Raw genomic sequence first — 13,300 nt, forward strand, 5'->3', positions numbered from 1 at the left:
GCTGCCGACAAAGCTGCTGCTGACAAAGCTGCTGCTGACAAAGCCGCTGCTGACAAAGCTGCTGCTGACAAAGCTGCTGCTGACAAAGCCGCTGCTGACAAAGCTGCTGCTGACAAAGCTGCTGCCGACAAAGCTACTGCTGACAAAGCTGCTGCCGACAAAGCTACTGCGGCTCAGAGTGAATCGTTTCAAAATTGTACAGATTTAAGAACAAAATATCCTAGCGGTGTAGCAAAAGACCATCCTGCTTATGAATCGAAAATGGACAGAGATAAGGACGATTGGGCATGTGAGCAATGAAGATAAATAATGGCTTGTAAATAAACACTCCAACATCCTCATATGATGTTGGAGTTTTTTATATCAACTTTTTTTGAGTTTCATTTATAAAATAATTTCCATTTTTGGCCTTATACCCCAAATCATTATTCCATTCTTCAAGTTTTACTATTCATATTATAATTTGATCTAGACCAATGTATGCCTTCTTCATATTTCACCTCAAATATCTTTAAAAACATTCCACTTTCATCCCTCTCAACTCCTGAACCAAACGTCAATTCAATTCCGATCATACCAGACTCATAAACTTCTTTGACCACTGTAATCCGTGCATCCAGTGTCACGCCCCACTCCCATTAGGGGTACTATTTCACTTTGAAATTAACCGAGTGCAATCCGGCACGAGAAGTGTTAATGCTGACGCAAAAAATATGGCATTTAACTTTTAGCCTCGGGTTATTTTGATACTAGATGCGTGATTGGGGGTGGTATTACATTCTACTGTTATTGCGTTGCCCGATAATCGAATTTCACGCCGCCCAATATGTTAACACGCTGTAAAGCCCTGTTTATATGGGTTTGTTGGATGTCGTGAAATGCTATTATCTCGTTAAAATCAACCTTATATCGTGTTACAACCTTCCTGCCATGATAGCAGGAAACGCTCATAGCCTAATGCGATTTATACTCGCTATGACGAGTTTGCATATAATTACAGACCAACTTGAGTAGCTGCATTTTCTGAATCTGCTCGGCTATGACCTTCAAAAGTTAATTGTTCAATCAAACCGCTTCTTGAGAATGCGGAATAGTCCATATAGCTTTCAGCGTGTAAAACAGCTTGCTCCTTCCAGTCAACATCAATGTTTTCAACAGCAACAGTTGCTTCTGCTGTGCTATACCCCTCAAACTCCAATTGAGTAACAAGACCGCTTTTCGAAAAAGCTGAGTAGTTAATATATTGTTCAGCTTGACGAATTGCGTTCGTTTGTGAAACAGAAAACTGGGCTTCAACTTTCGGCGCTGGCTTCGGTTCTACTTTAACTGTCTTTGCTTTCTCCTCTTCGGCTTTCTTTACCGCTAATTTTTCGGCTTCTTCTTCCTCTTTCCGTTTAGCTTCAATAGCTTCTTCTTCCTCTTGACGCTTAGCTTCAATAGCTTCTTCTTCCTCTACCCGTTTAGCTTCAATAGCTTCTTTTTCTTCCTCTGTTAACTCTTCTGGTTCGTTTTCAACTTTTACGACTTCTTGTTTCTTTTCCTCTTCAGCTTCCATCTTAGTGGAGGCTACGTCTGACTCTTCTGTATCAGATGTGATCCCGAATCCAATAAAGGAGACAATGATAACACCCGTTGCTACGGCAAGAGATTTCAGCATCTTCTTCCCTTGCGGCTTATTTTTTCCTATTAAGAATACAATTGCCCGAACCCCAAAGTAAATCATAGCTATAAATGATAAAATTACAATAACCATAAATAAATTAACCATTTTTATTCCCCCAATTTCTTATTTTTATTATTCCGTGACAAGATACAGGTTATATATTTCATGTTTATTGTTACAACATTATTACTGCAAATTATTGCTTATCTCTTTCAGCTTTAAATCTTTCCATCAATTCTTCCTCTTCTTTAAAATACCTTTCTTCTTCAGCATCATATCTTTCCGATAATTCTTTAGATGCCTTCTCATTTATTATAGAAACCATAGCGTCATATCTAACAGCCAACTCCTTATGCTCTGCTCTAATACTATCCGGAATAGGCTCACTTAGTTCGAAGCACCGTTTAATAACCTCATCTAATTTATCAAGTCTCTTTCCTATACGTTTCATTTCTACTTCGTTGATCATCATTTTATCAGCTCCAATTTATTATTTGTGTTATGTATGAGCCGAATTTCATCAGCTCGATTTTGTTTGAACTGTTATAGTTAGTTTAAATTAAACGCACATTCCGCTGATTAATAAATGCAGTGTCAATCAAATTCGGGCCTTTTTTAAGCATTAAACAGACAGTTTCTTTTGCAAGTGTTATTTTTGTCATTGTATTTCAATATCATCCATATTTGTTGACTTTGTCTTCTTCATCCAAAATTCACGCCCCTTTTTACCATTCGACAAAAGAGGTAGATATCCCTTCTTATTACCTACAAATTCCATTAATCAATTTTACCTACCTCGTCTTTCCCATAGCCTTTTGATTGCTGATTTAGATTCCTCTGTTACTGCTTCGCTCACAAAATGAGGATACAAACCTTTATTTGTACACTCAATTGAAATCGCCTATTAATCAGTGGTTTTATAGAAAATGTTTATACAGTAGAAACATCCTTATTCCCGTCTTACCTAACTCGTAAATTTCCTTTACCTCCGTAATCCGCGCATCCAGTGAAATCAACTATGATAAGCTTAAGAACAGACGCAGGGGGTTATCGTATTGATTCAGTATCAAATGCTTTAACTGACAACATAATAAACGAGATTGATATTATCGCAACCTACTATTGGGTTGAAGGGTCTTGGATAAACGGGATTAAAATTACTCGAATTACATCTGGATTCCGCATCAACATGAATGATGTGAAGCTATAAAAAAAACACAGTCACAGCAATGACTTAGAAAGGAATTCAACAGTAATTGAGCGTGTACAGTCACTAACTGTATGCGCTCTTTTTTATGTACAAAGGGTAAGCATATGGGACGCAAAGCAAGCTACTCAGTCTCCATCGGAGCCATATTGATGTTGAACATCTACTGAACATTCATTCGCCAAACGTGATTTCGTGAGCGCCTGTCCCTCCAAGTTTACTTCCTGTTAGTATTCAGCCAACTTTATACGATTGATTAAATCAGCTTCAACATCTTCTACAGGACGAGGAAAATCCGCACCATCTTCACAAGCAGTGACTTTCATTTATTAAATGTGCCAACCAGATAAACAGAAAGAACTCGTTTATATATGGGTTTGTTTAAACATTAATAAACATTAAACAAAGATTGCACTCGTCATCTCAAAATAGAGTGTGTGATTTTAGGTGGTTCTCATCTGTATGGATAACAACACTCGCCATTATTTGTTAATAGCCCCCACTAATCCTTATGCCAACTTTCATTAACACCCTGTACATAGGAGTTTAGAGGGTATTCTTATCAAGATAAAATCATTGTTTTAATGGTTATTAGGCCGAATCATTATAAATCAAAAAAAAGTAGCTGGATGGGCTACCTGTTAGATACTTTGCTCATATTCTTTTATTTTTCGATATAAGGTCGCCTTCGATAATCCTGTATTCTTGCCAAACTGTACGGCTGTTTGATTTCCTTCTTTCCAGTTGTCGTATTGATCTTTCCAATTCTCAGGTAAAGCTATTGTTGGTCTGCCAAACTGAACGCCTTCTTTTTTTGATAGTGCGATACCCTCTTTTTGTCTAATTTTAATGTCTACTCTTTCCTTCTCAGCAAAAGCTGATAATAAAGTTAGGATGATATCTGATATAGCTCTCTGCATAACGTCCGTTGTGTCTTTGGTGTTTAACATCGGTTCATTTATAAATTCTAGGCTGATACCCTCATTGGCAAAGTATGCATATTCGTTTTTAATGTCCTCATAAGAGCGTGACATACGGCTGATCGAATCAAATATGATTGTATCGCCTGTACGTGCTATACCTTTTAACGCTTGATATTGTGGTCTGTTGGTGTCTTTTCCGCTTGCCTGGTCGATAAACATTTCACGTTCGCCGATGCCTTTTTCAATCATCTTTTCAACTTGCCTACCCTCATTCTGATCCTTGCTTGAAATTCGAATATACGCAAATGTTTTTGTGTTCATATTAACCGCCCCTTTCTCTTATTCGTTATATTCATTATATGATAAGTGCATCAAATAGTATGCTTGATTATGATACGCATCAAAAGTTGTTTAAACACTATATGATACACTTATATTTTGAATAAGAAACGCTTAGGTAATGGCTTTCAATTTACGGTCGAAAGTGTTTCAATATGTGTACATTACGATACAGCCAGTTCCATCTCTGGTGATTGCTTAGGGTCACTATTTATCCCCAACTAGACACACATAGGTTATGAAAGAGTTATTCCCTAAGAGAGATACATGCCATAGTAATAGCAGTAGTAGATTATTATCCATTGTTCCTATCCCCACTATAAATCTTCCCCAATTATTGTTTTCAGATCAGGTGTATTCTATCGATAATGGTCTAATAATAATTCGAGAGGATGCAGTAAATACCCCTTAATTGATTATTATTGATTATTTCCCTGTTTGCTTACTTTTGAATGAAGGTGATAGCGGTAAATTACGTCCTAACTGGTGTTGTTTCTGTTTATTAATCACGGGAGTGTTTTTGTCTCGTAGAATGGTTTGTGCGCTGAACTGTTCCTCAACTTGCATCAGATTACAACTCGTCGCTAACTGTAAAGTCCCCAGACGTGCTGTGATCGCCCTGTATGCGGTCAGAACATGCCTAGATCACGGACAGACTCGCGTATCTCTTCATCACGTATACCGATATAACGGCGCGTCATTCGCTGCGATGAATGATTAAGTATTTCCGATAATGTTACGATGTCTTTCGTCTTCTTATAGTAGAAATAACCGAATGTTTTACGTAGAGAATGCGTTCCGATGAAATCCCAGTCAAGCAAATCAGCGGCCTTGGCGAGCGCCCTATAGCCCTGTGTAGTCGTTATATGACCGCCTTTAGCCGATGCGAATAGGTAGCCCTCCGATGGTTGCCCGTCTAGGTAGTCGGCTATCTCCGGCATGATGTCGTCAAGATAGACCTCGCGCAGCTTCTTCGTCGTACCTTCCTTGACGAGAACGCTACTACGCCCCTTAACGTCTTCTATACGAATCTGTACGATATCGCCTATTCGTAGCCCCGTTGATATTCCGAGTTTGAATAGAAGAACGTTGCGATCTGCTGTCAACGGTGACGCTAGAATTATTGCCTTGATAAACTTCTCTATGTCCTCGGTCGTTCTAATCGGCTGTACGTTTTGCATGAATTCCGCTCCCTTTCCGATGTACGGTTATGTCGCCGGAATGACTATACCATACGTCGAAATAGAGCACAACTACTAAATGCGATATCTACGCGATTCCCGATGTATTCTTTAGGTATTATGTTACATTCGCTGGAATGATAAAAAAGACAATTACCCCGAAAAAGGTAATTGCCCTTTGATGTACGCGCTAAAAGAAAATGACAAAGGTGTCGACAACACTCCTTGTAGCATTATTCTATGCTCGAATGTAGATACAAATGTTATGACACTTGAACTAAAATATATTTTAAATCTCCGCAATAGCACTCCTTAAAACGATTAAACTAATAATTCGACATAATTTGCAAAAGCGCTTAACAATAGTCGGAATAGCATGTATACTTACTTAAAAGGAGTAGGTATTGTTGGATGATAAAGGGGTTTCTTTATACGATAGAATGCCAGTTCAAATGTTAGCGGGTTTTTATTACCATATTAACAAAAACATAGATAATGGAATATTATCTAATGCCATGTACCATGAAATAAATCTAATTAAACGGGTAGCTGCAAAAAAAGGGATCTCATTGACTCACCTATATGAACGAGGTTCGCTTATGAAATGATATACATAGGTCTCATTATGATCAATTCTTTACAGGGAACTATCAAATGCCAACACATAAGCAAGTTGGAGGGCACTGTGATAGGTACACGGTGTATCCCCTATCTATAAGTGGCTATCATATAATAGAGGTGTCATATCAGCCACTCAGTAGCCCCGTACATCACACGCAACAGCAGGCGAACGACAACAGTAGGGTAACCGGATTAAAAATCAACCACGATTTGGCAGGATTGTCTTACGGTTAAGGTAATTTATATTACTGTTTTCATTAAAAATAAGTGTTTCCGAAGTCATGACTATAATCAATTGTTTTATTTTTCTTGATTTCGATGGTAGTCCATTGACTCTCGATAACTAAGATTAAATAAGTGGAAAGCATATTCTAATATATAGCTCGTAAAGTTCTCGAATGATGACGAGCAAAGGAGGTATTTCCCCACTATTTGATCATTGTTGACTAATACGGTACTTGCTATACTTTAAGACAAAAAGGCGGCGTTATGGCGGTATTTTTACGTCTTTACGGGTTCTTGTTTGATTTGTCTCGGGAGCTTAATGACTCGCAACATAACAAGAACAAGCGTTCATTTGTGCTTTAAGTCATACATAAAATAGAACGTGTCCAGTTGGTAGCTGGCACGCTCAAATATTAGCAGACGGGCATCTTGTAACTGTTGTAGTTGGATCGCTACTGCATCTACTTTCTTTCTGCTGTACGCTCCAGGGATTAAGTCGTCAAAGTCGATTAGTTCCGCCTTACCTGGTTCCAGTAGCTTTGTAAGCTTATTAACTAGCTTGTTCATATGTGCAGCCTTTCCTCGATGCGACTTGAGTGACAATTCCCATAGTAAAGTCATTGTGTTGTTGAATTTGAGCGTTAAAAATACCGATACTAACGTACGTTGTCCTATAAACAATAGATATAAGTGCCGCCGTCCAACAAGCAAGCTTGTTAGACTACGTGCCATCCCGAGGAGTACACTCAGGATAGCAACATTGTTCTTTAATTTTAAATTAAAATACCACTTTTATGGAGTAAGCTCTATATAAAGCTTACTCCATATTTTTGGTACTTTTACCCAAGTCTACTTCTCTAATAATTTCCCAGTACGAAACCCTTTTCTTCTTGCCATCTTCTTTCGCGTTACTTCTCTCTGAAACAATAGTAAAATTCATATCGTTTTCTTTGAAATATGCGTTTAATAAGCTAATCCCTTTTTGAATTCGGCCACGCGCATCTTTAAGTGATATTTGCTCAATCAATTCTTTCTGATTCTCTTTGAATAACTTTTCACCTACTATCCCATCAAGATAAATTTCTAAATTCCGCTTCTTTTCCTCTACATCATAGACTGAGAAGTGACCTAGTTTGAAGATACTTTCAGTTAAATATCTACAATATGGATGTTCTCCACTGAACTTTTTCACTCTATAAATCTCATTGATGTCAGCACGAATCTTAAAGAACATCAACATATTCAATCTCTTTTCTATTCCATTTTCAATAACCTCGTCATAGATAAGATTGTCATTTAACTTCCTGTAACTTCTGTGTACCAGCTTCCTTTGCCCATGCTCAAGGAAGTATTCTGCCATTTCTATTTTATTTTTCCCATGTGTTTCCATTCCTCCAAGCTGCTGTCGACCCAGTGCTTTCACATAGAGATTAATATAATCATCCTTGTCCCTAAGTCGTTTCCTGCCGATACATTGGACTATTGTTCCTGTATCCTTCATATCTACTACAACATGATTCGAATCATCCATAACAAGATTGACACCTGCGTCTAAAACCGCTGTCGTGAAGAGAATTAATTTCCCTTCAGTTGAATCTGTATTTCCTTCTTTATCAACTTTGTCAAAGCCTTCATTTTTTAGAATATCTTTTATTTGCTGTTCATCTACATATTTATAATACCTATTACTATTGCCACAATTGAATATTGAATAATCCTTATACTTTTCATAAAGCTTATATGCCTCAGTTGCAGATTGTATGAAGAATATAGCTTTCTCATTTCGTTCAATTGCTTGCTTCACATATTCCTCAAGAGTTGCAACATTGTAGAAGAATTGAAGTTTCTTAATGAAATTGAAATCATTAGGCAGCTCATAATCATTGGTAGTTAATCCTTTATACTTCTCGTCCTTTAGATAATATTTCATTCGATCATCTGTTGCACTCATGAAAATTCGGATAGCATTAGTTTGTTCTAAGATAGCATTGAGAGATAAATCCGTATAATGGTTAAATTCCGCATCCGACATGAAGAAATGCCACTCATCACACACAATAAAATCATAGTGTCCAAGTTCATATGTGTTTCCACTTTTTTTAACCGCTTCAATGGATTGATAAGTTCTAATGTCAATCACATCTGTCTTATTTGCCTCTTTAATCTCATCTAAAAACTGATCCGTACAATTACGCCGATGAATCAGCATTAGAATCCTTTTGTTATCACGTTTAGCAATTGCATACAGAATATTTTTGATGAAATACGATTTACCTGCCCCCGTACCTGCTGCAATTGTGATAATGTCGCCTTGCTTCCACTTGTTAATTTCTTCAATCGTGACTACCTCTGATACCCTCATAGTAATGATACCTCTCCCTTAGCTCTAGTATTTTATTTTCAATGTACATATGTTAATAATCTTCTTTATATCGCTTCAATAAAGGAGTGCTTCTTGCTCTTGACATCTCACATAAAACTCCGAGAAGAAAGAACTTCCAATTTAGGGATTTCCTTTTATACTAGTTATTATCTTGGCAGATAGCGGAAACGTCAATAAGGTATTGAAAATTCTTTTTATTTTATTTTCATCACTAAGTGTTGCTGCCCAAAATTGATATAATGATCACATATCTTTAGGCATCTTGTCAGAGAATAAAAAAGAACCCAATCTAATAAAAGACTGGATTCCTTAAATTTAAGCGTTGTACTATGCATTAGGAACCTAATATAGATACTTTATCAATCTTGACATGAATGCTATTCCAAAACTTCTCCTTAATCCACATTGTCAGTTCCCTGCAATCCTCATTTGCTGAAATACTGTATCAAGAGCTGCCTCGATTAACATTCCTTCTCGTTCTAATACTTTAACCTTCGCTCTCGCTGCATGACCACGAAAGGAAAACGATTTAACTAATATTTTCAGTTTGAGTCACATAAAAATACAATAGTCAATAATTATTTAATTTCTTCGTTGACGATTTCTGATCTTGCCTCGATAATAGTAGTATAGAGGTTAAACCATAATTTGGAAGTTGCATCTTCGCGGAGTTTTATGTGAGATGTCAGTTGGAAAATATAACAAGAAGCACTCCGAAGAGTTACATATTGTAGAATTTATTTAATGGGGGGATAAATATGGAGATTACTATTGAATTAATTAGAGATAATTTACTTGAAACATTTAAAGAGAAAAATATAGCATACTTAGCACTTACAAGTAGAAGTGAAGGGACTTTCAGAGATTTATTTGCTGATCATATGCAAATAAAGTATTTAAGAGATCACATACTTGTGTCCAGAGAGTTTAAAATTGATAATCCTATTCCAATAAATCAATTAGCATTCTATGCTAATATAAATGACTTTTCAGTAGAACCTGGGGAGCCAAAATTGGCCTTTTCAAAAACTTCAGTTGATTTACTAATTTTTAAAATGACTTCCAATTTAGAAAAGTTAGCCTTTTTGGAATTTGGTTGGAACTATTCTACTGAGTATCTTAAGAGATCGCAACAGATTCGTAATAAAATCCAAAATGATTTCGGTAAGAATATATCCGCCTTATATGCAGAAAGTAAGAAGACAAAGGGTACTTTACATAAAAACCCTAAGTTCTTTCAAATCATGTTTATTGTGGATTTCAAGGTGAAAAACGGCTTAAAAGAAGAGGAGGCACACAGAAAGTATAATAAAATTATTAAACATTTATTCGAACATAGGCCTGATAGTAATGGTCTTTTTAGAGAGATGACATCGCTTGATAAATTACAAATTACCAAAGATTATAAATTATTTTTAGATACAATGCGGAAGAAGGCATATATAGAAGAAAATAATCCTAAATTCAATTTTAAATTTAAAAGTATAGAAAGTGGAAAATTAGGTAAATCATGGAACTTTATGGACTTCGAGGTACAAATGTACTATATCATCATTGAGAAAGAATGGTGTACTTGTGATTCCCCTTCTAATTACATCAGATGGAAACCTATATGTATTAATTGTAATAAAGAATCGTTAGAAAGTTTGTACCAAGACTTGAAATCCGTTTCGAAAATCAAACCTGAAAAGCGAATTGAAACATTGATATCGAGTAATAAAGGACTTTCAAAATACGATATTTTTCTATACTTTAAAGATGATAACAAAGTTACTGAAGTTATTATTGAAAAGACCCTGAAATCTTTAATAAACAAAAAATTATTAAAAACAGTAGTTAGAGATTCAGAAATTTTCTATACTTATTCTGCTCGCTAATTACACTGGCGTGGATTTAGTTTTTAAATTTCAAAACTACTTCGTCAATTATCGTTTCAGATATTTCACTTCATAACTGATATCATTACCAGTTATGAAGGTATTTGAAAGACTGTTTCTCTATTCGGCTATCGTATATTGTTTATGCAATACAAAAAAGCAGACTTATAAATTAGATTTGCTTGATTTTTTGTACCCTGTTATTTTGAATATTATATGCTACAAGACTTTACAGTCCAAGGGAGTTTTTTAATAACTCCTTATGTTCCTCATTGCCTCCCAACCAAAGAACGTTTTGATGACCATCCTTTCCAAACCATAAACATAAATCTATATGCTCAATATCATTTTTGACTCTTCCCACCTGACGGAGAGGGATTACTTTCCCATCCTCTGTTAGCCCCGTTCCCGTTAAACTGATGTAAAGATCGTGCATATTAACCATGTCATTTAGATTTACAAAAGCTAAAACATTTGGTTTTGAATGATCTTCATTTACACTCTTGAATTGCTTAACAGCTTGTCTAAATTTAGTTTCAAGAGCATTTTCTGATGGATCATTTCCATCAATAATTATCCCGGGCTCCACATTATCCAAGAAATTATCTGGGTTAATAGTTTTTTCTTCCAGATAAAATAATAGTTCATTGCGCATGTTATCGACTTCAAAATCGGGTGTTTTTTCATCACCTTCTTGAATTTTTTTAGGTTTAAGTCCTAACTGACTTAAATATTTTGATACAAGCGTTTCTCCAAACGTTGCCATAGTAGCCTCCTAATATATATTTCCTCATGGAATACTATACCATTAACATTGAGAGTTTTTATAGTCTATTCTACCGATTAGTAAAGTAGTAAGCGTAACTGAATTTTCTAATACAAGCCATTAATTGAACGAAATAAATGAATGTTGCATAAGTCCTCTAACTGGTAATCTCCAAATCCCTTCGATTCATCGCCCTAGCAACCTTAGAAAGACTTGCCCCGTCTTTACTTAGGAATCATAATAAAGGAAAAACTCATATATATTTTTAAAAATAAAATTACAAACGCTATGCTTTGTATCATATAGAGGCAAATAGATATGTTATTAGAATTCTATAGTTTAAATCATCTGCCTTGCACCCTAGGTTATCGCTACGTTAAACGCTTTTTTCTAACAACAATTCAATATATTTTTTTAATTCATGATTTATATGATCTTTAGTTATATTTATCATCACACTTTATATAATTGACGGTATTCGTCAAATGCTTCTAACTTCTCATTCTTTGTATAAAGGGTAAATATCATCCCATTTCTGTTGGCTTTGAAGATATATGAGATACCTTTATCTCGTAAAAAGTGACTCATAGCGACTGTACAGAAAAAAAGAAATGTTGGTTGAGTAGTCATGCGGACTCTCCTTTTCTTAGTGATAGCATCACTTTTGATTGACTGAACGCTTCTGAAGACTTCTTTCGGTTGCATCCTTTGGGAAATGGTTGTTGTATCTTTCTTCTATGGGCCTCTTACCCAAGCTTCACGACTTTTCCTACTCTTAAATGTACCAAGTTTCACATCATACTTTTCAGCTAATGTAGCAAGGATTATTTTTATTGTTTCCCACTCTTTCTTAATCTCTTCCCAGGCACATCACATCACCGTCCACCTCCGATATTTTAAGTATGAAAAAAACACCCACAATTCGGGTGTCTCAATTGATAATATTCTGGTTCGACATTTTGCTTAGCACAGACTTAAAATGCTCCAATTTCACCTTTAATGAATATGATATGCTTCTCATTTGAGTAGCATCTACTTCCATCCCTATTTCATTATAAATTCCACTCAATTCTTCATAAAGTCTATCCGATAAATTAATTCCTCTATTCTCAAAAATCCAGTTTTTGTCTTTTATTTCAGCCATGTATTTATCTAATTCTACTAAATCTCCATTTAAATCGTACCCTACTAAATCATCAACCCTTTGATATTTAGAAAAAACATTTTGAAATACCTCGGTTTTACTCCTTATTTCAACAATAGCAGCTATTCTGTTTTTACTGGTAATATTCCCAATCATTTCACTCTTCATTTTCTCAATATTATCTTCGATTTTCTTAGCGTTATTTTCGGACTTTTTAGAGCTATTTGCATAATAAACCGAAACTAACGCAGCTAATAAAGTAAATCCAGCGCCCACAAACTCTATAGTGGATGTTACATTTCCCATTAATAAACTCCAAGCAATTCGATGAGCTGACGCTTAGTAAGGTTATGATCATCAAAACTATTATATAATTCCAACATACTTCTGTATCTTCCCAGCATCGGGCAATGACTATTGAAATCGGGGTATTCTTTGTCATTTACCAATTCAGGGAATCTATCTTTATCTATTATAAAGTAGCGAGTGTACATCAACAACTTTATCTCTTCAAAATCATTGGCGTCAAAACCTTTAAATTTAATATCAAATTTACTGTCAATTTCATCTTTTTCATGAGTACTTAAGTTTTTATGGGAAAATGTGATTGATCTGTACATACTTAGAATATCAAGTACTTCTCTTGATTTTTCTTCGGGTAGCTCATCTTTGTTAACGAATCTTTCAAATATCTCATCATAATGTATTTCATAACCTTCTTCTATAGCCTTTCTGTCCACTTCGTAGTACTCTTTTTCATCAGGGTATAAACTTTCTAAGATTTTAAATTGATTTGAAAGCATAAGTCTTTCAACTATAGTCAATTTCATTTTTACCCACTCCTTCATGACAACATTCGCCATATAAGGTGTAAATCCTCTAAACATCATTAATATCGACCCTATGTATCGGGGCTGGTAAGAGGGGTTATGTCGCACGCTCGCACGCACCCCACAAGGCATTCGCCTTTT

15 protein-coding genes are annotated in these 13,300 nt (G+C 35.6%); 4 read left to right on the top strand and 11 right to left on the bottom strand.

The window, feature by feature from the left end; translation table 11 throughout:
• Positions 1 to 300: excalibur calcium-binding domain-containing protein (locus AC25Y6_RS12680; RefSeq protein WP_488143276.1), on the top strand; the 300-nt coding region annotated here is incomplete at its 5' end.
• Between the two features lie 137 nt (positions 301 to 437).
• Here AC25Y6_RS12680 and AC25Y6_RS12685 read toward each other — a convergent pair.
• From AC25Y6_RS12685 to AC25Y6_RS12695, 3 genes are all read right to left on the bottom strand, one after another.
• Positions 438 to 626, bottom strand: a complete 189-nt coding sequence (locus AC25Y6_RS12685) for a hypothetical protein (RefSeq protein ID WP_488143277.1) — start codon at positions 624 to 626, stop codon at positions 438 to 440.
• Between the two features lie 368 nt (positions 627 to 994).
• Complete coding sequence (locus AC25Y6_RS12690) at positions 995 to 1,768, bottom strand: Ltp family lipoprotein (RefSeq protein ID WP_488143278.1); 774 nt, start codon at positions 1,766 to 1,768, stop codon at positions 995 to 997.
• A 91-nt stretch (positions 1,769 to 1,859) separates the two neighbouring features.
• The gene (locus tag AC25Y6_RS12695; RefSeq protein WP_488143279.1) at positions 1,860 to 2,135 is read right to left on the bottom strand and encodes a hypothetical protein; all 276 of its coding nucleotides are present in this window, start codon (positions 2,133 to 2,135) and stop codon (positions 1,860 to 1,862) included.
• Positions 2,136 to 2,681: 546 nt separating this feature from the next.
• Here AC25Y6_RS12695 and AC25Y6_RS12700 point away from each other — a divergent pair.
• Complete coding sequence (locus AC25Y6_RS12700) at positions 2,682 to 2,873, top strand: pPIWI-associating nuclease domain-containing protein (RefSeq protein ID WP_488143280.1); 192 nt, start codon at positions 2,682 to 2,684, stop codon at positions 2,871 to 2,873.
• 638 nt (positions 2,874 to 3,511) lie between these two features.
• Here AC25Y6_RS12700 and AC25Y6_RS12705 read toward each other — a convergent pair.
• Entirely contained in the window at positions 3,512 to 4,114 is a 603-nt protein-coding gene (locus tag AC25Y6_RS12705) for a recombinase family protein (protein ID WP_488143281.1), read from the bottom strand.
• A 647-nt stretch (positions 4,115 to 4,761) separates the two neighbouring features.
• Positions 4,762 to 5,313: a tyrosine-type recombinase/integrase gene (locus AC25Y6_RS12710; RefSeq protein WP_488143282.1), complete on the bottom strand. Its 552-nt coding sequence runs from the start codon at positions 5,311 to 5,313 to the stop codon at positions 4,762 to 4,764.
• 407 nt (positions 5,314 to 5,720) lie between these two features.
• Here AC25Y6_RS12710 and AC25Y6_RS12715 point away from each other — a divergent pair, with 407 nt between their 5' ends.
• Positions 5,721 to 5,921 carry a hypothetical protein gene (locus AC25Y6_RS12715; RefSeq protein WP_482104955.1) on the top strand — a complete coding sequence of 67 codons (201 nt, stop codon included), beginning with the start codon at positions 5,721 to 5,723 and terminating at the stop codon, positions 5,919 to 5,921.
• Positions 5,922 to 6,507: 586 nt separating this feature from the next.
• Here the strand turns inward: AC25Y6_RS12715 and AC25Y6_RS12720 are convergent.
• The gene (locus tag AC25Y6_RS12720; protein ID WP_488143283.1) at positions 6,508 to 6,780 is read right to left on the bottom strand and encodes a hypothetical protein; all 273 of its coding nucleotides are present in this window, start codon (positions 6,778 to 6,780) and stop codon (positions 6,508 to 6,510) included.
• Between the two features lie 196 nt (positions 6,781 to 6,976).
• The gene (locus AC25Y6_RS12725; RefSeq protein WP_488143284.1) at positions 6,977 to 8,521 is read right to left on the bottom strand and encodes a DEAD/DEAH box helicase family protein; all 1,545 of its coding nucleotides are present in this window, start codon (positions 8,519 to 8,521) and stop codon (positions 6,977 to 6,979) included.
• 779 nt (positions 8,522 to 9,300) lie between these two features.
• Between AC25Y6_RS12725 and AC25Y6_RS12730 the strand changes: the two genes are divergently transcribed.
• A complete protein-coding gene (locus AC25Y6_RS12730; RefSeq protein ID WP_488143285.1) occupies positions 9,301 to 10,419 on the top strand; it encodes a hypothetical protein in 1,119 nt (372 codons plus the stop codon).
• A gap of 229 nt (positions 10,420 to 10,648) precedes the next feature.
• On the opposite strand, the gene AC25Y6_RS12735 is transcribed toward AC25Y6_RS12730, so the two are convergent.
• The 4 genes from AC25Y6_RS12735 to AC25Y6_RS12750 all read right to left on the bottom strand — a co-directional run bounded on the left by AC25Y6_RS12735 (position 10,649) and on the right by AC25Y6_RS12750 (position 13,159).
• On the bottom strand, positions 10,649 to 11,185 hold the full coding sequence (locus AC25Y6_RS12735) for a hypothetical protein (RefSeq protein WP_488143286.1): 537 nt from the start codon (positions 11,183 to 11,185) through the stop codon (positions 10,649 to 10,651).
• A 453-nt stretch (positions 11,186 to 11,638) separates the two neighbouring features.
• On the bottom strand, positions 11,639 to 11,815 hold the full coding sequence (locus AC25Y6_RS12740; protein WP_488143287.1) for a hypothetical protein: 177 nt from the start codon (positions 11,813 to 11,815) through the stop codon (positions 11,639 to 11,641).
• Between the two features lie 301 nt (positions 11,816 to 12,116).
• Positions 12,117 to 12,635, bottom strand: a complete 519-nt coding sequence (locus tag AC25Y6_RS12745; protein ID WP_488143288.1) for a hypothetical protein — start codon at positions 12,633 to 12,635, stop codon at positions 12,117 to 12,119.
• Positions 12,635 to 13,159 carry a YfbU family protein gene (locus tag AC25Y6_RS12750; protein ID WP_488143289.1) on the bottom strand — a complete coding sequence of 175 codons (525 nt, stop codon included), beginning with the start codon at positions 13,157 to 13,159 and terminating at the stop codon, positions 12,635 to 12,637. The genes AC25Y6_RS12745 and AC25Y6_RS12750 overlap by 1 nt, the downstream gene beginning before the upstream one ends.
• Positions 13,160 to 13,300: the final 141 nt, after the last annotated feature.

Source organism: Sporosarcina sp. Y1004 (assembly GCF_057669665.1).

Excerpts from the sequence above, each read along its gene's own strand:
- AC25Y6_RS12690 (WP_488143278.1), bottom strand. The coding sequence starts at position 1,768 with ATGGTTAATTTATTTATGGTTATTGTAATTTTATCATTTATAGCTATG.
- AC25Y6_RS12725 (WP_488143284.1), bottom strand. The coding sequence starts at position 8,521 with ATGAGGGTATCAGAGGTAGTCACGATTGAAGAAATTAACAAGTGGAAG.
- AC25Y6_RS12705 (WP_488143281.1), bottom strand. The coding sequence starts at position 4,114 with ATGAACACAAAAACATTTGCGTATATTCGAATTTCAAGCAAGGATCAG.
- AC25Y6_RS12735 (WP_488143286.1), bottom strand. The coding sequence starts at position 11,185 with ATGGCAACGTTTGGAGAAACGCTTGTATCAAAATATTTAAGTCAGTTA.
- AC25Y6_RS12730 (WP_488143285.1), top strand. The coding sequence starts at position 9,301 with ATGGAGATTACTATTGAATTAATTAGAGATAATTTACTTGAAACATTT.
- AC25Y6_RS12720 (WP_488143283.1), bottom strand. The coding sequence starts at position 6,780 with ATGACTTTACTATGGGAATTGTCACTCAAGTCGCATCGAGGAAAGGCT.
- AC25Y6_RS12700 (WP_488143280.1), top strand. The coding sequence starts at position 2,682 with ATGATAAGCTTAAGAACAGACGCAGGGGGTTATCGTATTGATTCAGTA.
- AC25Y6_RS12745 (WP_488143288.1), bottom strand. The coding sequence starts at position 12,635 with ATGGGAAATGTAACATCCACTATAGAGTTTGTGGGCGCTGGATTTACT.
- AC25Y6_RS12750 (WP_488143289.1), bottom strand. The coding sequence starts at position 13,159 with ATGAAATTGACTATAGTTGAAAGACTTATGCTTTCAAATCAATTTAAA.
- AC25Y6_RS12740 (WP_488143287.1), bottom strand. The coding sequence starts at position 11,815 with ATGACTACTCAACCAACATTTCTTTTTTTCTGTACAGTCGCTATGAGT.
- AC25Y6_RS12710 (WP_488143282.1), bottom strand. The coding sequence starts at position 5,313 with ATGCAAAACGTACAGCCGATTAGAACGACCGAGGACATAGAGAAGTTT.
- AC25Y6_RS12695 (WP_488143279.1), bottom strand. The coding sequence starts at position 2,135 with ATGATGATCAACGAAGTAGAAATGAAACGTATAGGAAAGAGACTTGAT.